Raw genomic sequence first — 19795 nt, forward strand, 5'->3', positions numbered from 1 at the left:
GGTTCAGGCTTTGGCTTGACCGGGGCTTCGACCTTGGGCTCGGTTTTCGCGGGCGCAGGCTTGGGCGACTCCGCCTTGGCAGATGCGGCCGCGGGCGGCGACATCAAGGGCGGCACGGGCGGCATGGGCATGGCGGCCGCACGCGGCGCGGCCACGGGCGTGGACGATTCGAAGACTTCCTCGCCCTTGTCCAGCGATGCGTGCGTGTCCACGGAAGTGGACGGACGTGCCGCAGCCGCCGGAGCCGCGGTTTCGCCGGGCACCATCAGCGGCGCGACATGACCGCGGTCGGGAATCTCAATCGGAATATCGACGGGAATCGGTCGGGGCTGGGTGTCGAACAGCAGTGGGAAGCCCACCACGCCGACCAGCACCAGCACCGCAGCGCCGATCAGCCGATGGCGCGCGCGACTGCGCATGACGTCGACGCTTTCCACCTGGGCAGCGCGGGAACGCGTTACGGACTTGTCCGCAGCCTCTTTTTTGCCGAACCAAGAGAACTTGAAAAATGCCATGAAGTGCAGACTCGTTCGGGCTTATTCGCCCAGATGCTTGGCTTGCAAGCGCGGCGTGCCATGAAGCAGCACACCACCCACCGTATAAAACGAGCCAAAGACCACGATTCTATCAGCGGGGTCCGCAGCGGCGACCGCAGCCTGCAAGGCCAACTCGGGAGTCGCATGCAGGCTGGTGGCCACTTCACGGCGCCCGCCGGCGACCATCTGCACCGCATTCCATTTCTGCTGCAGGCCCGCAGCCGTGTCGGCACGCGGCGTGGGCAGGTCGCAGAAGTACCAGCGATCGATCAGCGGGCCGACCTTGGCGAACATCGGCGCGAGGTCCTTGTCGGCCATTGCGCCAAAAACCGCATGGGTCGTGGGGAAAAAGCCCATGGCATCGAGATTGGCCGTGAGGGCCGCGACCGAATGCGGGTTGTGCGCGACATCGAGCACCAGTGTGGGCTGGCCGGGAACGATCTGGAAGCGCCCGGGCAGCTCGACCATGGCCATGCCGGTGCGCACCGCCTGGGCCGTGACCGGCAGGCGCTCGCGCAAGGCCTCGAATGCGGCCAGCGCGCCCGCGGCATTGACCAGCTGGTTCGCGCCGCGCAGCGCGGGATAGGCCAGGCCCGCATAGCGGCGCCCGCGGCCCGCCCAGCCCCACTGCTGCTTGTCGCCCGAAAAATTGAAATCCTGGCCAAACTGCCACAGCTGGGCGCCGATCTCGTTGGCATGGTCGATCACGCTTTGCGGCGCGACCGGATCGCTGACGATCACCGGACGGCCGGGGCGCATGATTCCGGCCTTCTCGCGGCCTATGGTCTCGCGGTCCTTGCCCAGCAGCTCGGTATGGTCGATGTCGATGCTGGTGATGATTGCGCAGTCGGTGTCGATCACGTTGGTCGCATCCAGGCGCCCGCCCAGGCCGACTTCCAGAATCGCCACATCGAGACCCGAGCGGCTCAGCAGATGCATGATGCCCAGCGTGGTGAACTCGAAGTAGGTCAGCTGGACTTCGTTGCCGCCCTGCACGCGCGCGGCCTCGACGGCCTCGAAGCTGCCCATCAGCTGCTCGGCGCTGGCGATTTCACCGCCGATGCGGCAACGCTCCTCGAAATGCACCAGATGCGGCGAGGTGTAGACGCCGGGCTTGTAGCCGGACTGCAGCGCCACGGCTTCGAGCATGGCACAGGTCGAGCCCTTGCCATTGGTGCCGGCCACGGTGATCACCGGGCAGTCGAAACGCAGCGCCAGGCGCTGGGCCACTTCGCGCACGCGCTCCAGGCCCATGGCGATGTTTTGGGGGTGCAGGCGCTCGCAATAAGAGAGCCAGGCTTCCAGATTGGGGAATGTGGTGTGCATACTGCGCGCATTGTCGCCCAGCAGCGGCGGCTCGATTGGCTTCACCCGGAGTATCCCCTTCATGATCGTTTACGGCATTCCAAATTGCGACACCGTCAAAAAAGCGCGGCTATGGCTTTCAGCCCAGGGTCAGGCGCATGAGTTCCATGATTTCAAGAAGCTGGGCGTGCCGCCCGCGCAGCTCGCGCGCTGGATGGAAGCCCTGGGCTGGGAGAAGATCGTCAATCGCCAGGGCACGACCTGGCGCAAGCTCGACGCCGCCGCCCAGGCCGGCGTGCAGGACGCGGCCAGCGCCAGCGCGCTGGTGCAGGCCCAGCCCAGCCTGATCAAGCGCCCGGTGGTCGAATGGCCCGACGGCAGCATCAGCGTGGGCTTCCAGGCCGATGCCTGGCAGGCGCGGCTGGACGCAAACAGCTGAAAAGCATACAAACACTTACCGGCGTTTACCCCGCTGGCGCACGCGGTTCACCGAGCAGGCCTAAAATTTGGTCCATTGCCGGGGCATGAGTGCCGCGGTCAGCAAAGGAGCTTGAGCCATGAAAAGAATGATCTGGATCGGAGCCGCGGCCGCGCTGTCGACAGGCGCTGCAATGGCCCAGGAGCAAGGCCGCGTGCTGTCCGTCTCTCCCGTGCAGCAGCAGGTGAGCGTGCCGCAGCAGGTCTGCCAGGATGAAACCGTGCCGGTGCGCCAGCGCAGTTCCGGCGCGGGCGCGGTGATAGGCGCCGTGGTCGGCGGTCTCGCGGGCAACGCCATTGGCGGCGGCTCGGGCCGTGCGGCAGCGACGGGAGCGGGCCTGGTCGGCGGCGCGATGCTGGGCAACCAGCTCGAAGGCAACAACAGCACCCAGTACCAGACCGTGCGCCGCTGCACCACGCAGAACTACTACCGCAACCAGGCGGTGGGCTACGACGTGGTCTATGAATACGCCGGACGCCAGTACACGACGCGCACCGCCACCCCTCCGGGCGACTGGATCGCGCTGAACGTGCAGCCGGCACCGCAAGCCTACGCACCCAGCTATCCACAGGGCTACTACGGCACGCCGGACGCCTACTCCGCTGCGGCCTATCCTCCGGTGACCTATGCCACACCGCAGACGGTGTACACGGCGCCCCCGGACACGGGCTACAGCGCCGCCGACTATGTGGCGCCCATACTGCTGGGCGCGACGATTGCCGCTGGCGCCCACTATGTGCTGCGGCCGCGCGATCGCTGGAACGGACCGCGCCACTACGAGCGTCCGCACCACCACGGCGGCTGGCGCCGCTGAGGCAACCCCACCTTCTCAACGCCCCTGAAGCCCGGGTTTCAGGGGCGCTTTGCTTGGCGACTCCCCTGCACGCAGCACGGAGGACGCTGGCTGGCCTAAAATCTGCGCTTTGCCCACTTTCACGGACCGCGTTCTTCCATGACCACCGAAAACTTCGCCGGCGTTACCCTCACCACCAAAGCCAACGTCTACTTTGACGGCAAGTGCGTGAGCCATAGCTTCACCCTCGCCGACGGCACCAAGAAATCGGTGGGCGTGGTCCTGCCCGCCACGCTGACCTTCGGCACGGCCGCCGCCGAAATCATGGAATGCGTGGGCGGATCGTGCGAATACCGCCTCGACGGCACCGACCAGTGGCTCAGCTCCCAGGCCGGTGAGTCCTTCCACATTCCCGCGAATTCGAAGTTCGACATCCGCGTGACCGAGGCCTACCACTACATTTGCCACTACGCGTGAGCCCGGCGGCCGGCCTGCGGGCCGAACCCACTTAATTCTCTTACCCAGAGTGCACTGATCTATGGAAACCATCCTCAAGAACCTTCCCGTCGGCGACAAAGTCGGCATCGCCTTCTCCGGCGGCCTGGACACCAGCGCCGCGCTGCGCTGGATGAAGAACAAGGGCGCCGTGCCCTACGCCTACACCGCCAACCTGGGCCAGCCCGACGAAGCGGATTACGACGAGATTCCGCGCAAGGCCATGGAATACGGCGCCGAGAAGGCCCGCCTGATCGACTGCCGCACGCAACTGGCCAACGAAGGCATTGCCGCCATCCAGGCCGGCGCCTTCCACATCTCCACCGGCGGCATCACCTACTTCAACACCACGCCGCTGGGCCGTGCCGTGACCGGCACCATGCTGGTCGCCGCGATGAAGGAAGACGACGTCCACATCTGGGGCGACGGCTCGACTTTCAAGGGCAACGACATCGAGCGCTTCTACCGCTACGGTCTGCTCACCAACCCCGCGCTGCGCATCTACAAGCCCTGGCTGGACCAGGCCTTCATCGACGAACTCGGCGGCCGCGCCGAAATGTCGGCCTTCATGACCAAGGAAGGTTTCGGCTACAAGATGAGCGCCGAGAAGGCCTACTCGACCGACTCCAACATGCTGGGCGCGACGCACGAAGCCAAGGATCTGGAACTGCTGTCGAGCGGCATCCGCATCGTCAACCCCATCATGGGCGTGGCGTTCTGGAAGCCTGAAGTCGAAGTCAAGGCCGAGGAAGTGTCGGTGACCTTTGAAGAAGGCCGCCCTGTCGCCCTGAACGGCAAGCGCATTGAAGACCCGGTCGAGTTGTTCCTGGAAGCCAACCGCATCGGCGGCCGCCACGGCCTGGGCATGAGCGACCAGATCGAGAACCGCATCATCGAAGCCAAGAGCCGCGGCATCTACGAAGCCCCGGGCATGGCGCTGCTGCACATTGCCTACGAACGCCTCGTGACCGGCATCCACAACGAAGACACCATCGAGCAGTACCGCATCAACGGCCTGCGCCTGGGCCGTCTGCTGTACCAGGGCCGCTGGTTCGATCCCCAGGCCATCATGCTGCGCGAAACCGCCCAGCGCTGGGTCGCGCGCGCCATCACCGGCACCGTGACGCTGGAGCTGCGCCGCGGCAACGACTACTCGCTGCTCAACACCGAGTCGGCGAACCTGACGTACCAGCCCGAGCGCCTGTCGATGGAAAAGGTCGAGGACGCACCGTTCTCGCCCGCGGACCGCATCGGCCAGCTGACCATGCGCAACCTCGACCTGATGGACACGCGCGACAAGCTCGCCATCTACGCGAAGAGCGGCCTGCTGTCCATGGGCAGCGGCTCGGCCCTGCCCCAGTTGGGCAACGACAAGAACTGACAGGACCGCAACGGTCGCTGAAAGCCACGCCATCGCCCGATGGACGTGGCTTTTTTTTCACCCTTCCACGGCCTTGTTTCTGTCTCCACCGCGGCGGCTCCTCCGATCAACGACATGAACACCCACCCTGACACTTCGGCCAGCCATCTCCCCACGCCGCAGCAAAGCGATCCCTTGTTCAGCACGATTCTCGATCTGCTGCTGGACGCGGTGTGCGTGGTGGATGCGCAGGGCTACTTCGTCTTTGCGAGCGCCGCCTGCGAAGCAATACTCGGCTACACGCCAGAGGAAATGATAGGTCGGCGCATGATCGACATGGTGGCGCCGCAGGACCGGGAAAGAACGCTGCAGGCAGCGCACAACGTCATGGCTGGCCAAAGCCACCTGCATTTCGAGAACCGCTATGTACGCAAGGACGGCAAGCTCATCGACCTGATGTGGTCGGCGCGCTGGTCAGAAGTCGATCAGGTCAGGATCGCCGTGGCGCGCGACATTTCCGCGCGCAAGCGTGCGCAGGCGCTGCAGACCGCGACCAACGCCATTTCGGAAGCCGCCCACGAGGCCAAGGACATGCGCGAACTGCTGCAACGCGTTCACCAGATCATAGACGCGCTGCTGCCCTGCCTCGCATTCGCCGTGGCGCTGCGTGACGAGATCCGTCAACAGCTTGAATTCCCTTATCTGGTGCTCGACGGAGATGCCGGCACCGACCGCCCCACCCCCATGGTGCAGGCCTTCTGTGACGACATCATCCGCTCTCCCGATCCCAGGCACAGCCCGCAGCAGGTGGCCGTGCCGGGGCCGGAAGACGCGGCGTCCTGGCTGGGCGTGCCGCTGATCACGCAGCAAGGCGTGATGGGCGCGCTGGTGCTCAAGAGCCACTCCAATGCTGTGCAGGATCAGGAGACGCTGCAGTGCATTGCCACGCAGGTGGCGTCCGCAGTGGAGCGCAGGCGCCTCTACGCAAGCCTGCAGTTCATGGCGCATTTCGATCCGCTGACCGGCCTGGTCAACCGCACCATGCTGCATGACCGCCTGAGCCGGGCGCTGGAGCGCGCCGGGCGCGACGGGCTCTTTCTCTGCGTGCTGTATCTGGACCTGGACGGGTTCAAACAGATCAACGATTCCCTCGGACATTCAGCCGGTGACAGCCTGCTCAAGGCGTTCGCGCAGCGGCTCAAGGCCTGCTTTCGCAGCTACGACACCGTGGCCCGCGTGGGTGGCGACGAGTTCGTGGTGCTGCTCGAGTCGACTGCCCCCATGGATGGCGCATGGGTCATCGCGCACAAGATCGGCGCCACGTTCGATACGCCGTTCGACATCAACGGCCAGCAGCTCAACATACAGACAAGCATAGGCAGCGCCAGCTATCCCGAACACGGCAGCAACGAACACGAGCTGCTGCAGCAGGCCGACAACAGCATGTACCGCATGAAGAAAGCCGGCGGCCACGGCGCGCGATGACCCTGGCCTGGCCGGCTGAGCGCGCTTATTTCTGCAGCTTCTTCTCTATCGTGGCCCCGGCCTTCTCTTCCTTCTTGCGGCGGTTGAACACCTGGCGCATGTAGCGCACATCGCTGTCGGACAGGTGTTTCTGCGCCGCGACGAACTGCTCCTGCTCCTCCTCGCGAATGTGGTGCAGGTATTCGTCGCGCAGCGCGGCGAAGCGGCGCAGCCAGCCGGGCGAGGCCATGTCGCGCGCGGCCAGGTCGGCCAGCATCTTGTCCATCTCCTTGTGCTCGCCGACTGCATGGCGCGCGTCCTCGGTGGTCTCGGGATTGCGCAGCACGCTGGACCACAGCGCCTGCTCCTCGGCCGCGGCATGGCCCTTGATCTCCCTGACCAGCTCCATGAACAGGCGCTCGCGCTCAGGCGAATGGCCGTGGGTCGCGCTGATCATCGCCAGCAGCGCGCGGTGGCGGTCATGGTCTTCGACCAGGCGGCCGAAGATGTCGGCATCGCCGCGAAAACGCGTGGCCGGCGTGCTGCCGATGTTCGCCGGCACATCCTCGGCAATTGCCTTGGCCTTGGCGATCGCAGCGCGCTTGGCTTGCAGGGGGGGAATGGGCTTGGCCTTGGCGATCGCGGCGCGCTTGGCTGGCATGGGGGGAATGGGCTTGGCGGTGCTTTTCGCCGTGGCAGTTCGGTTCATTGCGGTCCTCGTGGTGGTGCATGGTTGTTTTGGCGGTCCATCCTCACCATTGACCAAAGCTGCGAGTCGCCATGTAAGCCGAATACGCATTGCATCCTCATCCTGCGCCGGGACTGCGCACCTTGCCGCGGGACGGCGACATTCCTGCAGCAAAAGGAGCTTGAATCGGATACGTTTCTTCCGGTTTCCTTACAAACCATTCCAGGTCGACGCACCAAAAATGGGACTTTTCCAATCCACCGGAAGGCTCTCCATGACGGCACCTACCTATGTTCAGTCCGACCCCCTCGCTCCTTCCGCCCTTCCTCGGGCTGTCGACGGCGCAGGCGTTTCCTGGGCGGCAATTTTCGCGGGCGCGCTCGCTGCCGCAGTACTGTCTCTTGTCCTCTTCGTTCTCGGCATAGGCCTGGGCCTGTCGTCGATCTCGGTCTGGTCGGGCCGCGGCGTCGAAGGCGAGACTTTCGGCTGGACAGCTGCCGCATGGTTTGCATTCACCCAACTGGCCTCGGCCGGCGTCGGTGGCTACATCGCTGGCCGCCTGCGCACCCGCTGGCTCGGCGTGCAGGTTGACGAAGTCTATTTTCGCGACACCGCCCATGGATTCCTGGCCTGGTCGCTGGCCACTTTGCTGATGGTGGCACTGATGGGCTCGGTCGCCAGCAGCGCGATCACCGGCACCGCCAAGGCCGCGGGTGCTGTGGCGTCGGGTGCGGCCACCATGGTCGGCGGCGGCGTGCAGGCAGCGGTTGCCGGCGCAACCGGTGCGATTGCGGGCAGCGGCGACAGCCAGGGTGCTTCGGCCAATCGCTTCGGCTATTGGGTCGACAGCCTGTTCCGCCCCGCCCCCACCACCGATGGCACGACGGCCCCCGTGCCGCCAAGCCAGCGCTCGCCCGCCGATGTGGCCAAGGAAGTCACGAGCATCTACGCGAATGCGCTGCAGACCGGCAAGCTGCCGGAAGAAGACGCGCGCTACGTCGCACAACTGGTCGCCGAGCGCACCGGCCTGACTCAAGAGCAGGCCCTGGAACGCGTGCAGAAGTCGTTCGAGCAGGCGCAGCAGCAGATCGCCCAGGCCAAGGCCAAGATCGATGAAGCCGAAGTCAAGGCCAAGGAAGCCGCCGAAACCGCACGCAAGGTCGCCGCGCACTCGATGCTGTGGCTGTTCGTCGCGCTGCTGATCGGTGCTTTCGTGGCCAGCCTGTCCGCCACCTGGGGTGGCCGCCAACGCGACGCTTTCTAAACCATTCTGTCCACCGCCGGCCCTTGCGGGCCGGCCCCTCACTCCAAAGGACCATCCATGCGCTCCATTCTCCTGTTCCTGCTTGGCATTCCGATTCCCATCATCATCCTGATCGCGCTGCTCACCTGATACGCGATCCATGTGTCCCCAGCCCGCCGCGTGCGGGCTTTTTCATGGGGAATGGGCCAGCAGATGCCGCGCCAGTTGCTGCGCGGGCGCGGGCAATGCGTCGAGATCGCGCACGCACAGCATCAGATTGCGCGCGGCCCAGGCGTCGGTCAAGGCAATGCGCTTGATCTTTGCCGCGCGCGCATGGCGCAGCGCGACCGCCTGCGGAACAATGCCCACGCCTATGCCTTCGCCCACCATGCGGCACACCGATTCGAAACTGCGCAGGCGAACGCGATAGTTCAGCCGCTGGCCCAGGCGCCGGGCCTGCTGGGTGATGTGGGCCTGCAGTGCGCTGCCGTCGAGCAGGCCGACAAAGGCGCAGTCGACGATTTCCGCCAGGTCAACCGAGCGGCGCTGCGCCAGCCCATGGCCGCGCGGCACGACCAGCACCAGCGGGTCCGCACAAAAGGCAAAGCTCTGCAGGCCGTCGAGGTCCACGGAGTCGGAGACCATGCCGACATCGCACAGCCCGTTGCGCAGCGCGTCGACGATCTCGCTGCTCGCACGCTCCTCCAGATCGACGGAAATGCCGGCATGCCGCGCGAGAAAGCCGCCCAGCACCTGCGGCAGATGCTCACTCAGGGCCGAGGTATTGCACAGCAGGCGCACATGGCCCTTGAACCCCGCGCCATAGTCGGCGAGTTCGCCCTGCAGTCGGTCCATCTGCTGCAGCACCAGGCGCGCGTGGTGCAGCAGCGTGCGGCCCGCGGGCGTCAGCTGCACGCCGCGGCGTTCGCGCAGCAGCAGCGCCACGCCCAGCGCCTCCTCCATGCCGCGCACGCGCTCGCTGGCCGAAGCCAGCGTCATGTGGCTGCGCTCGGCGCCGCCCGTGATCGTGCCCGCCTCATGGACGTTCAGGAACAGCCGCAGATCGGTCAGGTCAAAGCGCATGGCCGCAAAGTACCACATCGAGGCTCAGGAAGCGCCTGAGGCTGGCTACGCAACATCCGCATTCCGCGCCGTGCCTGGCGTCGCCAGAATCGCGCCATGCATTTCCCCATTGCGCTTTCCGACGCCGTCTGGCCGCTGCTGGTCACCCTGGTCTTCATTCTCGCCGGCCTGGTCAAGGGCGTGGTCGGCCTGGGGCTGCCCACGGTTGCCATGGCCTTGCTCGCGCTGCTGATGACGCCCGCCCAGGCAGCGGCGCTGCTGATCGTGCCTTCGCTGGCCACCAACGTGTGGCAGATCCGGCCCTGGCCGGCGCTCTGGCCCCTGCTGCGCCGCCTGGCGCCCATGCAGATCGGCGTGTGCATAGGCACGCTGGCCGGCGCCTGGGCGCTGGGTGCGCCCGCAGGTGCCTGGGCCACGGCCTGCCTGGGCGCGGCGCTGGTCGGCTACGCGGTCTGGGGCCTCACGGGCGCGCGGCTGACCGTGCGCGCGGCCAGCGAGCCCTGGCTGGGGCCGTTGATAGGCGCCGCAACGGGCCTGGTCACGGCGGCCACGGGCGTGTTCGTGATTCCCGCCGTGCCTTATCTGCAGGCACTCGGATTGCAGCGCGATGCACTGATACAGGCCATGGGCATCTCGTTCACGGTCTCCACCGTGGCGCTTGCCGCCGGCCTGTATTTCAATGCGCAGTACTCAAGCGCCAGCCTGGGCGCATCGGTCATGCTGTTGCTTCCCGCCCTCGCAGGCATGGCCGCCGGACAGCATCTGCGCCACCGGCTATCGCCCGTGCTGTTCCGAAAAGTCTTTCTGGCCAGCCTGATCGTGCTGGGCCTGCACATGGTGCTCAAGGAAATGCTCGCGCCTTGACGCGCAACAGCGCTCAGTGCGCCTGGTCCGACCAGACCGCCAGCTCGTAGCCGTCCGGGTCCTGAAAGTGAAACCGGCGCCCGCCGGGAAAAGCGAACACCGCACGGGTGATCACCGCGCCCGCGGCTTCGAGCCGCCGCTGGGCCTGGGCCAGATCGTCGGCATACAGGATGACCAGCGGGCCACCGGGCCGCACGGCCTCGCCCGTGGTGAAGCCGCCGGTCAGGCGGCCATCGCTGAACTCCGTGTAGGCCGGACCATAGTCGGTGAACTGCCAGTCGAAGGCCGCGCCATAGAACGCCTTGCTGCGCGCGATGTCAGCGACGTTGAATTCGATATTGTCGATCCTGCGATCGCGTTCGGTGGTGGTCATGCTTTTTCCTGGGTGGAGTGAATTGCCGCCATGATCGCTTGAGCGCGCCCCTGCGTCTTGGACAAATCGGCCAAGTCGGCCATATGCGGCAATGCCGGCAAGGCTAGTGCAAACGTGGATAGACCGCACGATACCGTTTCCAGACACTGTCCATCAGTTGATTGTCTTGCCGCTGAACGCGCGCATCCCCTGAAATTCCTGTTCCCCATCGCGGCCACGACGGCTGCAGTCCTTGCCACCCATCCGAGCGCCCTCGGTGGACAGGAATATGTCGACAAAGTGCTTGATCGAAATCCGTGCCCCGGGCCCGGACTTGCTCCGTAATTTTTCAACAGCAGGAGACAACATGCGACAACCCCAGCGTTCTCTAGGCCACCTGGCTTTATTGCTGCCCTTGTCGGCCGTACTGGTCGGATGCGGCGGCAATGGTGACGGCGGCAGTCCGCCCGCACCGCTGCCATTGGCTTGCGCGGATCTGAACGGCATGACCATTGCCGCGGCCGTCATAGGCCTGCCCACGACCGGCGCGCTGGTCACCGCCGCCGCTACGGTCGCGGCAACGGGCAGCGGCGCGGGCGCCACGCCAGAGTTCTGCCGCGTGAGTGCGTCGATTTCTCCGGTGGATGCCACGGCGCCGAAGATCATGCTGCAGGTGGCCTTGCCGGCCGTATGGAACAACAAGGCGATGATGTTCGGCGGCGGCGGCTACAACGGCACGATTCCTTCGGTGACAGGCAACGTCCCCGCAGGGCCGACCGCGCAGGCAACGCCGCTGGGCCGTGGTTACGCGACATTCGCCAGCGATTCGGGACACCAGGCCACGGCCCTGGGCAGCCAGGACGGCTCGTTCGGCGTCAACGACGAGGCGGTCCGTAATTTTTCGGGCGATGCGCTCAAGAAGACGCGCGATGTGGCGCTGGCGATCATCAAGGCGCGCTACGCCGTGGGCGCGCCGACCAAAGCCTATTTCGCCGGCGGCTCCACCGGCGGCCGCGAGGCACTGGCCGTGGCGCAGAAATGGCCGCAGGACTGGGACGGAGTGATTGCGCTGTATCCTGCGGGCGCAGCTGCAAGCCTAGACCTGCAGTTCGGCCGCATCACGCGCGCGCTGGCCCAGCCCGGCGCCTATCCCAGCCCGGCCAAGCGCAAGCAGCTGTACGACGCATCGATGCAGGCATGCGATGCGCTCGACGGCGTGGCCGACGGCCTGATCAGCGACATCAAGGCCTGCAACGCACGCTTCGATCCCATGACCGCGACCGTCAACGGCCTGCCGCTGCGCTGCGCGGGCGGCCTGGACCAGGGCGACAGCTGCCTGTCGGACGCTCAGATCGCGGCCTTCAATGTCATCAACACGCCGATCACTTTCGGCTACCCGCTGGCCAGCGGCGAGACCCAGTATCCGGGCTTCAACACCTGGGGCACCGACTTCGGCATTCCCAACGCCAGCCCCTTGCAGCCCACCGTCTCGGCGCTCTCCTTGAAGACCGTCCAGCCCGCCAATCCCATGCCTACCGGCGCGCCCTATGGCAGTGTTTTCTGGGACCAGTGGGTGCGCTTTTTCGTGACGCGCGACCCTAACTTCAACGCGCTCACGCTGGACCCGCAAAACCCCGGCGCCTACCAGGAGCGCATCAGCGCGCTGAGCGCGCTGCAGGACGTCAACAAGACCGATCTGACGGCGTTCCAGTCCAGGGGAGGAAAGATGCTGATAGCGCACGGCACGGGCGATGCACTGGTCAGCACCCGCGCCACCGCGCAGTACGTCGATCGCGTGCGCACGACCATGGGCCAGGCGCGCGCCGACACCTTCCTGCGCTACTACGAGATTCCGGGCTACGGGCATGCGGTCAGCAGCGTCTTCAATGCCGCCTGGGATTCGCTGTCGACGCTCGAGAACTGGGTCGAGAAAAGCACGCTGCCACCGAACCAGACCGTGACCGACACGGCCGGCGTTCCGGGCCGCACGCGTCCGCTGTGCGACTACCCCGCGTATCCGCGCTACAACGGCAGCGGCGACATCAACGTGGCAGCCAGCTTCAGCTGCTCCACGCAATAGCGCCGCAACGGCAGGGGCCGGCGCCGGGCAACGCCGCCCCGGTTCAAGACCGGATCTGCGCCAGCAAGGCCGTCGCGGTCATGCCGCACAATGCCCGGACTTCACGCGCCAGATGGGACTGGTCGGCATAGCCTGCATCGACCGCCAGCAGCGCCAGTCCCGCGCTGTGATCAGCGCGGGCCAGGTCCATTAATCGCTGCAGGCGCAAGATGCGCTCCAGTGTCTTGGGCCCATAGCCGAAATGATCGCGGCTATGGCGCAGCAAGCTGCGCTGGCTGATGCCCAGGCGCTCGCGCATGCGCTGCGCGCCCAGTCCACGCGCCGCCAAATGGAAGGTCTCGCGCGCGCTGCGATCGGCACCGGGGAGGTTTCCCGAAGCCGCGATCAGCTGCGCTTGAAAGACCTGCGCCCGCGCGCCTGGAGAGCAGGCATCTTCCATCCGCTGTGCGAAGTCCCTGCCCCTGACGCCCAGCAGATCCGCCAACGCCACTTCCCGGCCCACGATCTCCGACATCGGCAGGCCCAGCCAGCCGCGTGCAGCCCCGGGCTGGAAGCGCGCGCCCATGACACGCGCTCCGGGTGCGAGATCGGGATGCGCGGCGACGATGTCCGGGCCGACCACCAGCAAGCGGTCGGCGCGCCAGACGACGTCGACACAGCCGTCGGGCATGACCGCAACATCGCTGGCCTGGCCATCGGACAGCGCGCTGCTCCAGAGGCACTGGAACTGCGCCTGCAAACCGGGCGGGGGCAGATGCTCCCGGTAATGGCCGGTGATGCCCGCTATTCCCGAAGTCTCCACTCCCGCACTCTTCTCACGCATTTTTCGCCGGACGCTGATTGACCGCCTCCCCGGGCCCCGCGACCCGCAGCAGCTTGCGAAATCGCGGGCATGCCATGTGCGCCGGCGCCGGGCATTCGGCGACATGGCGCAGCAGCTTGCTCAAGGTGGTCATGCGGCGGATCTGCTGATCGAGTTCGTCCGCCCTCTCGTGCAAGGAGGGCCGCGGCAGATCGGGCTGGCGGTTCTGGTCGAACATGCCGTTGATCTCATCGAGCGAAAAGCCCGCGCCCTTGCCCAGGGCGATCAACGCCAGTTGATCCAGCGTTTCCTCGCGGTACTGGCGGCGCAGGCCGTTGCGCGCCACGGACGCGATCAGGCCGCGCTCTTCGTAGTAGCGCAGCGTGGAGGCGGGCAGGCCGCTGGCTTTCGACAGCACGCCGATATCGAGAAGATTCACTCTTGACCTCAAGTTGACTTGAAGTTGCATAGTAAAGCTGTCCTTCATTCCGCAGCAAGAAGTCCGCATGAAAAACGCAACTCCCCTCCCCCACAACAGGCTTGTACTGGCGACACTCGCCAGCGCCATCCTGCTCGCGTCGCTGGGCATCAGCATCGCGACCGTGGCACTGCCCACGCTTGCCAGGGCCTTCTCTGCAAGCGTCGCGCAGGTGCAATGGGTGATGCTGGCCTATCTGCTCGCGGTCACGCTGGCCATCGTCTCCGCCGGGCGCATGGGTGATCTGCACGGCCACCGGCGCGTGCTCCTGGCCGGCATCGTACTGTTCACGCTGGCGTCGGCCGCGGCAGCGCTCGCTCCCGGCCTGGGCTGGCTGATTGCCGCGCGCGCGGCGCAAGGCCTGGGCGCAGCCACGCTGATGGCGCTGCCGCTGTCGCTGGCCAAGGGCCTGATCGCCAAAGACCGCATGGGCGCGGCGATGGGCCTGCTGGGCACCATGTCGGCCATAGGCACGGCGCTGGGTCCGTCCGCAGGCGGACTGTTGATTGGCGCCCTGGGCTGGCGCAGCGCCTTCGCCTTGCTGACCATGCTCGGCGCGGGTCTGCTGCTGCTCGCCTTGACAGCGCTTGCCGGCACGAAAGACCGCGCGAGCGCGACGCGCGCGCCCCTGGCTTTGGGCCTGCTGCGCGACCGTGCGGTCGCCACGCCGCTGGCGATGAATCTTCTGGTCGGCGCGGTGATGATGGCCACGCTGGTCGTAGGCCCGTTCTTTCTGGCTTTCGGCCTGGGCCTGACCGAAGCGCAGACCGGGCTGGTGATGGCCACGGGCCCGGTCGCCGCCGCGCTGTCGGGCGTGCCTGCGGGGCGCATCACCGACCGCATTGGCGCCCAAGCCAGCTTGCGTGCGGGCCTGGCGCTGGCCGCGGCCGGGCTGTGCGGCTTCGCGCTGCTGCCCGCCGCCATAGGCGTGCCGGGCTACATGCTGGCGCTGGTACTGGTCACGCCCGGATTCCAACTGTTCATGGCGGGCAACAACACCGCCGTGATGCGCGCCGCGCCAGAGGCACACAAGGGCCTTCTTTCGGGACTGCTGGGGCTGTCGCGCAACCTGGGGTTCATGCTCGGCGCCTCGCTGCTGCCGCTGCTGTTTGCCGCACTGCTGGGCGCCGATGGCCTGGCCCACAGTTCGCGCCAGGCCATGGAGCAGGCCTTTGCGACGACCTTTCTCGCCACCGCGGGCCTGTGCCTGCTGTCACTTCTTCTGGCCTTGCGCCGTCAGGCGGCGCATCGCGGCATAACCTGAAACGCGGCGGCACTCACGGCTTGGCAAGATGCTCGACCAGCGCGCGCGCGACCGGCGGCAGGCCTTCGAACGAGCGCATGCACAGCACCAGTTGGCGCTGCGCCCAGGGCTCGTCCAGGCGCAAGGCCGTGATCGCCAGCGTGCCTGCGTACAAGGCGGCGCTCTGGCGCGGCAGCACGCCCACGCCCAGGCCCGCGGCCACCATCAGGCACAGTGCGTCGTAGCTGGTCACCTGGATGCGCAGCTTCAACGGCAGATCCACCTGCGCGGCGCTGCGCGTGAGCAACGCGTTGATCACGCTGCCCACATGCGCGCCGACGAAGTCATAGGCCAGCGCCTGGCGCATGTCGACCTGGTCGAACTGCGTGAGCGGGTGGCCGTGCGGCGCGATCAGTATCAGCTCGTCCTGGCGGTAAGGCAGATAGCACAGGTCGCCGCCATAGCGGCCCGCATTCAGAATGCCGAAATCTGCCGTGTTCTGCGCCACGGCCAGCGCGATCTCGCTGCTGATCTTCTCCTGAAGGTGGACCTGCACTTCGGGGTGCTGGGTCATGAAGCCCTGCAGCTGCGCGGGCAGGAACTGCGTGATCGCCGAGATGTTGGCCACCATGCGCACATGGCCGCGCATGCCGCTGCCGTACTCGCGCATCTGGCGCGCGATGCCGTCGATCTCCCCGAGCACGCTGCGCGCCAGGCCCAGCAAGGTATAGGCCGCGGGCGTGGGTGCGATCCCGCGGTTGCTGCGCTCGAACAACTGCACCTTGAGCTGGGCCTCGAGTTCCGCGAGGCGGCGGCTCGCGGCAGACGTGGCGATGTTTTCGCGCGCGGCGGCACGCGCAATCGCCTGCTCCTCCATGACGGCCACGAACAAACGCAAGGAAATGGGGTCGAGTCGCATGCCCGCATTTTGCTTTGCCAAAACGGCAGTGCAGCCGCATGCGTTCACGCTTTCACCTAGGGTATCTACTGATTTTCTGTTCAGCCATGCCGAAATGCGATGGCAGAGACGCAAATCAGCGTTTTGCAGCCGCGACTATCTTTTGCATCATTGCGGCCTTCGCGATGCGAATCGAAACCGCCGAGAGAGAAGGAACGAATGCAGGAAACGCAACAACATATGCCGGCACTGGACGCGGGCGCGCTCGCGGGCGTGCGCGTGATCGAGATGGGCCAGCTGATCGCCGGCCCGTTCGCGGGCAAGACCCTCGGTGAGTTCGGCGCCGACGTCATCAAGATCGAGGCACCGGGCGACGGCGATCCGCTGCGCAACTGGCGCATGATCAAGGACGGCACCTCGGTGTGGTGGCAGGTGCAGTCGCGCAACAAGAAATCGGTGGCGCTCGACCTGCGCAAGCCCCAGGGCCAGGAGCTGGCGCGCCAGCTGCTCAAGGAAGCCGACGTGCTGATCGAGAACTTCCGGCCCGGCACGCTCGAAGGCTGGGGCATGTCGCCCGACGAACTGCATGCGCTCAACCCGGGGCTGATCATTCTGCGGATTTCTGGCTACGGCCAGACCGGCCCCTACCGCGACCTGCCGGGTTTCGGCGTCGTCGGTGAAGCCATGGGCGGCCTGCGCCATCTCACGGGCGAGCCCGGACGCGTGCCGGTGCGCGTGGGCGTATCGATCGGCGACACGCTCGCGGCGCTGCACGGCACCATAGGCGTGCTGACGGCGCTCTATCACCGCCAGGCGCATGGCGGCAAGGGCCAGGTGATCGACGTGGCGCTGCACGAAGCGGTGTTCAACGTGATGGAAAGCCTGGTGCCCGAATACAGCGCGTTCGGCGCGGTGCGCGAAGCCGCGGGCAGCGCCCTGCCCGGCATCGCGCCCTCGAACGCCTACCCCTGCGCCGACGGCTGGGTGCTGGTCGCGGGCAATGGCGACAGCATCTTCAAGCGCCTGATGCAGACCATAGGGCGCGACGACCTGGCCGGCGCCAGCGACCTGGCCGACAACGCCGGGCGCGTGGCGCGCGTGCAGGAGATCGACGCCGCGATTGCCGCCTGGACCCAGGCCCGCAGCATCAACGAGGTGCTTGAACAGCTGGGCGCGGCGCGCGTTCCCGCCGGCCGCGTCTACACCGCCAAGGACATCTGCGAAGACCCGCACTACCGCGCGCGCGACATGATCCTGCAGCAGCAGACACGCGACGGCTACAGCGTCGAAGTGCCGGGCATCGTGCCCAAGCTGTCGGCAACGCCGGGCACGGTGCGCAGCAGCGCGCCCAAGCTGGGCGACGACACCGACGCGGTGCTCGCGGGCATGGGCCTCAATGCCCAGCAGATCGCCGAACTGCGCGCGCAGGGAGTGATCCAATGAGCAGCACCGCCAACGTCTGGAACGGCGCGGGCCGGCGCATCTACCTCCAGGAAGTGGGCCCGCGCGACGGCCTGCAGATGGAAAAAGTCTTCGTGCCAACGGCGCAGAAGATCGCCATGGTCGATGCGCTGTCGGCGGCCGGCATGGCCAAGATCGAAGTCACGGCCTTTGTCTCGCCCACGGCGATTCCCGCGCTGGCCGACGCCGAGCAGGTGCTGCGCGGCATCGCGCGCCCGCCCGGCACCGTGATGACCTGCCTGGTGCCCAACGTCAAGGGCGCCGAGCGCGCGATGGGCGCGGGCGCCGATGAACTGAACCTGGTGATGTCGGTCAGCGAAACCCACAACCTCGCCAACCTGCGCATGCTGCGCGAGCAGTCGTTTGCGGGACTGCAGGATGTGATCGCGGTCGCCCGGCAGGGCCGGGTCGCCATCAACGTCTCGCTGTCGTGCAGCTTCGGCTGCCCGATGGAGGGCGATGTGCCGGCCGAGGTCGTGCTCGACTGGGCCCAGCGCTTCATCGATCTGGGCGTGCAAGGCATCACCTTGTGCGACACCACGGGCATGGCCCATCCAGCCCAGGTGCATGCGCTGGTCGGCGCATTCAAGGCGCGCTGGCCGCAGACCACCCTGACACTGCATTTCCACGACACGCGCGCCATGGCGCTGGCCAATGTGCTCGCGGCCATCGCCGCCGGCGCGGACCGGTTCGACGCCTCGGTGGGCGGCATGGGCGGCTGCCCTTATGCGCCCGGCGCCAGCGGCAATGCCTGCACCGAGGAGCTGGTGCATGCGCTGCAGCTCATGGGCTACGACACGGGTGTCGATCTGGCGGCGCTGACCGCAGTGGCAGCGGCCTTGCCCGCGCAGATCGGCCACGACATTCCCAGCGCCATCGTCAAGGCGGGGCCGGTGCAGCAGTTGCATCCCGCGCCCGCATCGCTGCAGGAAGTTCGCGCGCGCGCGATGGAGCGGCTGCAGGCCGCGCAATCGGGGCTTTGAAGCCCGCATTACAAAATCCAAGGAGACACAAAATGACCATGACCCGCAAGCAATTCGGCCGCCTCGCACTGGCCACCGGCCTGGCCCTGGGCGTTGCCGGCACCGCCGCCGCACGCTCCGACTACCCCGTCAAGCCCATCACCATGGTGGTGCCGGCCGCCGCCGGCGGCACCACCGATCTGGCCGCGCGCATGGCGGCCCAGGCTCTGGGCCCGGTGCTGGGCCAGACCATCGTGGTCGAGAACAAGGGCGGCGGCAACGGCAACATCGCCGCGGCCCAGGCCAAGCGCGCCGAAGCCGATGGCTATACCTTGCTGATGCAGTACTCGGGCTTTCACGTGATCTCGCCCCACCTGGGCAAGAGCGCCTGGGAGCTGACGGACTTCGTTCCCGTGGCCAACGTGCTGTCCGCGCCGCAGATCGTCGTCGTGCGCCGCGATCTGCCCGTGAACACGCTGCAGGAACTCGTGGCCTATGCCAAGGCCAACCCGGCCAAGCTCAACTACGCGTCTTCGGGCAATGGCTCGCTGCAGCATGTGACCGGCGTGCAGCTCGAACAGGCCGCGGGCATTCGCATGGTGCATGTGCCCTACAAGGGAACGGGCCCTGCCTTGCAGGATCTGCTGGGCGGCCAGGTCGATCTGACGTTCGGCACCGCGCCGCCGTTCATGGCCCATATCCAGTCGGGCAAGCTCAAGGTGCTGGCCGTGACCGGCAAGGAGCGCCTGCCCAGCCTGCCCAACGTGCCGACCACGGCCGAAGCGGGTCTGCCCGGCGTCAACGCCACCTCTTGGTTTGCGCTGTTCGCACCGGCCAAGACCTCGCCCGAGATCGTGCGCAAGCTCGAAACCGATGTGCGCAACATGCTGGCCGATGCCGCGTTCCAGAAGAAGGCGCTGGACCAGGGCGCGACCGCCGACTTCAAGGACAGCAAGGCACTGGGCGCCATGGTCAAGCGCGACTGGGACATGTGGGGCAAGATCGTCAAGGACGCCAACATCCAGGCCGAGTGATCTCAGGCCTCGATGCGCACCGCTGCGCCCATGAACTGCACGGCGCGGCCCAGCGCCTGCAGATCCTGATCCGATAGGCAGCCGAGCGGATCGCGCAGCAGGAAGCCCTGCGCTTCGTCAAACCGCACTTCGGGCCAGACGCAGGCCGGCTGCGGCTGGCGCTGCATCAGCGCGGC

General features: G+C 66.7%; 20 protein-coding genes and 1 pseudogene. 12 read left to right on the plus strand and 9 right to left on the minus strand.

What is annotated here, in order from left to right:
* Positions 1-515, minus strand: a pseudogene (locus RR928_RS08590) (SPOR domain-containing protein); the annotation flags it as partial.
* 21 nt (positions 516-536) lie between these two features.
* Complete coding sequence (gene folC, locus RR928_RS08595; RefSeq protein ID WP_332549874.1) at positions 537-1862, minus strand: bifunctional tetrahydrofolate synthase/dihydrofolate synthase; 1326 nt, start codon at positions 1860-1862, stop codon at positions 537-539.
* Between the two features lie 61 nt (positions 1863-1923).
* Here folC and RR928_RS08600 point away from each other — a divergent pair, with 61 nt between their 5' ends.
* From RR928_RS08600 to RR928_RS08620, 5 genes are all read left to right on the plus strand, one after another.
* A complete protein-coding gene (locus tag RR928_RS08600) occupies positions 1924-2280 on the plus strand; it encodes an arsenate reductase (RefSeq protein ID WP_332549875.1) in 357 nt (118 codons plus the stop codon).
* A 118-nt stretch (positions 2281-2398) separates the two neighbouring features.
* Entirely contained in the window at positions 2399-3133 is a 735-nt protein-coding gene (locus RR928_RS08605; protein ID WP_332682185.1) for a glycine zipper 2TM domain-containing protein, read from the plus strand.
* Between the two features lie 138 nt (positions 3134-3271).
* On the plus strand, positions 3272-3589 hold the full coding sequence (gene ppnP / locus RR928_RS08610) for a pyrimidine/purine nucleoside phosphorylase (RefSeq protein ID WP_332540205.1): 318 nt from the start codon (positions 3272-3274) through the stop codon (positions 3587-3589).
* Positions 3590-3650: 61 nt separating this feature from the next.
* Positions 3651-4988 (plus strand): argininosuccinate synthase, encoded by a 1338-nt coding sequence (argG, locus tag RR928_RS08615; protein WP_332682187.1) that lies wholly within the window; start codon positions 3651-3653, stop codon positions 4986-4988.
* 114 nt (positions 4989-5102) lie between these two features.
* Positions 5103-6452, plus strand: a complete 1350-nt coding sequence (locus RR928_RS08620; RefSeq protein ID WP_332538940.1) for a diguanylate cyclase domain-containing protein — start codon at positions 5103-5105, stop codon at positions 6450-6452.
* 25 nt (positions 6453-6477) lie between these two features.
* Here RR928_RS08620 and RR928_RS08625 read toward each other — a convergent pair whose 3' ends face one another.
* Positions 6478-7140 carry a hemerythrin domain-containing protein gene (locus RR928_RS08625; protein WP_332538939.1) on the minus strand — a complete coding sequence of 221 codons (663 nt, stop codon included), beginning with the start codon at positions 7138-7140 and terminating at the stop codon, positions 6478-6480.
* A gap of 253 nt (positions 7141-7393) precedes the next feature.
* Here RR928_RS08625 and RR928_RS08630 point away from each other — a divergent pair, with 253 nt between their 5' ends.
* A complete protein-coding gene (locus RR928_RS08630) occupies positions 7394-8383 on the plus strand; it encodes a hypothetical protein (RefSeq protein ID WP_332538938.1) in 990 nt (329 codons plus the stop codon).
* A 171-nt stretch (positions 8384-8554) separates the two neighbouring features.
* Here the strand turns inward: RR928_RS08630 and RR928_RS08635 are convergent, their stop codons facing one another.
* Positions 8555-9445: a LysR substrate-binding domain-containing protein gene (locus tag RR928_RS08635; protein WP_332538936.1), complete on the minus strand. Its 891-nt coding sequence runs from the start codon at positions 9443-9445 to the stop codon at positions 8555-8557.
* A 96-nt stretch (positions 9446-9541) separates the two neighbouring features.
* Between RR928_RS08635 and RR928_RS08640 the strand changes: the two genes are divergently transcribed.
* The gene (locus RR928_RS08640) at positions 9542-10309 is read left to right on the plus strand and encodes a sulfite exporter TauE/SafE family protein (protein ID WP_332682190.1); all 768 of its coding nucleotides are present in this window, start codon (positions 9542-9544) and stop codon (positions 10307-10309) included.
* A 13-nt stretch (positions 10310-10322) separates the two neighbouring features.
* Here RR928_RS08640 and RR928_RS08645 read toward each other — a convergent pair whose 3' ends face one another.
* Together RR928_RS08645 and RR928_RS08650 are read right to left on the minus strand one after the other, a co-directional pair.
* Entirely contained in the window at positions 10323-10682 is a 360-nt protein-coding gene (locus RR928_RS08645; protein ID WP_332538933.1) for a VOC family protein, read from the minus strand.
* A gap of 153 nt (positions 10683-10835) precedes the next feature.
* Complete coding sequence (locus RR928_RS08650) at positions 10836-11030, minus strand: hypothetical protein (RefSeq protein WP_332538931.1); 195 nt, start codon at positions 11028-11030, stop codon at positions 10836-10838.
* Here RR928_RS08650 and RR928_RS08655 point away from each other — a divergent pair.
* Positions 11029-12741, plus strand: coding sequence for a tannase/feruloyl esterase family alpha/beta hydrolase (locus RR928_RS08655; RefSeq protein ID WP_332682193.1), 1713 nt, complete (start codon positions 11029-11031; stop codon positions 12739-12741). The two genes, RR928_RS08650 and RR928_RS08655, sit on opposite strands and share 2 nt — an antisense overlap.
* 43 nt (positions 12742-12784) lie before the next feature.
* On the opposite strand, the gene RR928_RS08660 is transcribed toward RR928_RS08655, so the two are convergent.
* Positions 12785-13564, minus strand: a complete 780-nt coding sequence (locus RR928_RS08660; protein ID WP_332682195.1) for a helix-turn-helix domain-containing protein — start codon at positions 13562-13564, stop codon at positions 12785-12787.
* Positions 13557-13982 carry a helix-turn-helix domain-containing protein gene (locus tag RR928_RS08665; RefSeq protein ID WP_332538928.1) on the minus strand — a complete coding sequence of 142 codons (426 nt, stop codon included), beginning with the start codon at positions 13980-13982 and terminating at the stop codon, positions 13557-13559. Before RR928_RS08665 ends, RR928_RS08660 begins: the two co-directional genes overlap by 8 nt.
* Before the next feature lie 67 nt (positions 13983-14049).
* Between RR928_RS08665 and RR928_RS08670 the strand changes: the two genes are divergently transcribed.
* The gene (locus RR928_RS08670; RefSeq protein WP_332538927.1) at positions 14050-15285 is read left to right on the plus strand and encodes an MFS transporter; all 1236 of its coding nucleotides are present in this window, start codon (positions 14050-14052) and stop codon (positions 15283-15285) included.
* Positions 15286-15298: 13 nt separating this feature from the next.
* Here RR928_RS08670 and RR928_RS08675 read toward each other — a convergent pair whose 3' ends face one another.
* Positions 15299-16183, minus strand: a complete 885-nt coding sequence (locus tag RR928_RS08675; RefSeq protein ID WP_332538925.1) for a LysR family transcriptional regulator — start codon at positions 16181-16183, stop codon at positions 15299-15301.
* Between the two features lie 219 nt (positions 16184-16402).
* Between RR928_RS08675 and RR928_RS08680 the strand changes: the two genes are divergently transcribed.
* From RR928_RS08680 to RR928_RS08690, 3 genes are read left to right on the plus strand one after another with little or no spacing between them, the layout of a single operon-like run.
* Entirely contained in the window at positions 16403-17605 is a 1203-nt protein-coding gene (locus tag RR928_RS08680) for a CaiB/BaiF CoA transferase family protein (RefSeq protein WP_332538923.1), read from the plus strand.
* Positions 17602-18606: a hydroxymethylglutaryl-CoA lyase gene (locus RR928_RS08685; RefSeq protein WP_332538922.1), complete on the plus strand. Its 1005-nt coding sequence runs from the start codon at positions 17602-17604 to the stop codon at positions 18604-18606. Before RR928_RS08680 ends, RR928_RS08685 begins: the two co-directional genes overlap by 4 nt.
* Positions 18607-18638: 32 nt before the next feature.
* Positions 18639-19619, plus strand: coding sequence for a Bug family tripartite tricarboxylate transporter substrate binding protein (locus RR928_RS08690; RefSeq protein WP_332538921.1), 981 nt, complete (start codon positions 18639-18641; stop codon positions 19617-19619).
* The last annotated feature ends 176 nt before the right edge of the window (positions 19620-19795 follow it).

Origin of the sequence: Comamonas sp. (assembly GCF_036666375.1) — a bacterium.
In the GTDB taxonomy this organism is placed as follows: domain Bacteria; phylum Pseudomonadota; class Gammaproteobacteria; order Burkholderiales; family Burkholderiaceae_C; genus Comamonas.

Bases quoted from the DNA above. Each gene is read 5' to 3' on its own strand.
- RR928_RS08645 (WP_332538933.1), bottom strand. From the start codon at position 10,682: ATGACCACCACCGAACGCGATCGCAGGATCGACAATATCGAATTCAAC.
- RR928_RS08675 (WP_332538925.1), bottom strand. From the start codon at position 16,183: ATGCGACTCGACCCCATTTCCTTGCGTTTGTTCGTGGCCGTCATGGAG.
- RR928_RS08605 (WP_332682185.1), top strand. From the start codon at position 2,399: ATGAAAAGAATGATCTGGATCGGAGCCGCGGCCGCGCTGTCGACAGGC.
- RR928_RS08640 (WP_332682190.1), top strand. From the start codon at position 9,542: ATGCATTTCCCCATTGCGCTTTCCGACGCCGTCTGGCCGCTGCTGGTC.
- RR928_RS08630 (WP_332538938.1), top strand. From the start codon at position 7,394: ATGACGGCACCTACCTATGTTCAGTCCGACCCCCTCGCTCCTTCCGCC.
- RR928_RS08680 (WP_332538923.1), top strand. From the start codon at position 16,403: ATGCCGGCACTGGACGCGGGCGCGCTCGCGGGCGTGCGCGTGATCGAG.
- RR928_RS08650 (WP_332538931.1), bottom strand. From the start codon at position 11,030: ATGTTGTCTCCTGCTGTTGAAAAATTACGGAGCAAGTCCGGGCCCGGG.
- RR928_RS08690 (WP_332538921.1), top strand. From the start codon at position 18,639: ATGACCATGACCCGCAAGCAATTCGGCCGCCTCGCACTGGCCACCGGC.
- RR928_RS08620 (WP_332538940.1), top strand. From the start codon at position 5,103: ATGAACACCCACCCTGACACTTCGGCCAGCCATCTCCCCACGCCGCAG.
- RR928_RS08655 (WP_332682193.1), top strand. From the start codon at position 11,029: ATGCGACAACCCCAGCGTTCTCTAGGCCACCTGGCTTTATTGCTGCCC.
- RR928_RS08685 (WP_332538922.1), top strand. From the start codon at position 17,602: ATGAGCAGCACCGCCAACGTCTGGAACGGCGCGGGCCGGCGCATCTAC.
- RR928_RS08625 (WP_332538939.1), bottom strand. From the start codon at position 7,140: ATGAACCGAACTGCCACGGCGAAAAGCACCGCCAAGCCCATTCCCCCC.
- RR928_RS08635 (WP_332538936.1), bottom strand. From the start codon at position 9,445: ATGCGCTTTGACCTGACCGATCTGCGGCTGTTCCTGAACGTCCATGAG.
- RR928_RS08670 (WP_332538927.1), top strand. From the start codon at position 14,050: ATGAAAAACGCAACTCCCCTCCCCCACAACAGGCTTGTACTGGCGACA.
- argG (WP_332682187.1), top strand. From the start codon at position 3,651: ATGGAAACCATCCTCAAGAACCTTCCCGTCGGCGACAAAGTCGGCATC.
- ppnP (WP_332540205.1), top strand. From the start codon at position 3,272: ATGACCACCGAAAACTTCGCCGGCGTTACCCTCACCACCAAAGCCAAC.
- folC (WP_332549874.1), bottom strand. From the start codon at position 1,862: ATGCACACCACATTCCCCAATCTGGAAGCCTGGCTCTCTTATTGCGAG.
- RR928_RS08660 (WP_332682195.1), bottom strand. From the start codon at position 13,564: ATGCGTGAGAAGAGTGCGGGAGTGGAGACTTCGGGAATAGCGGGCATC.
- RR928_RS08600 (WP_332549875.1), top strand. From the start codon at position 1,924: ATGATCGTTTACGGCATTCCAAATTGCGACACCGTCAAAAAAGCGCGG.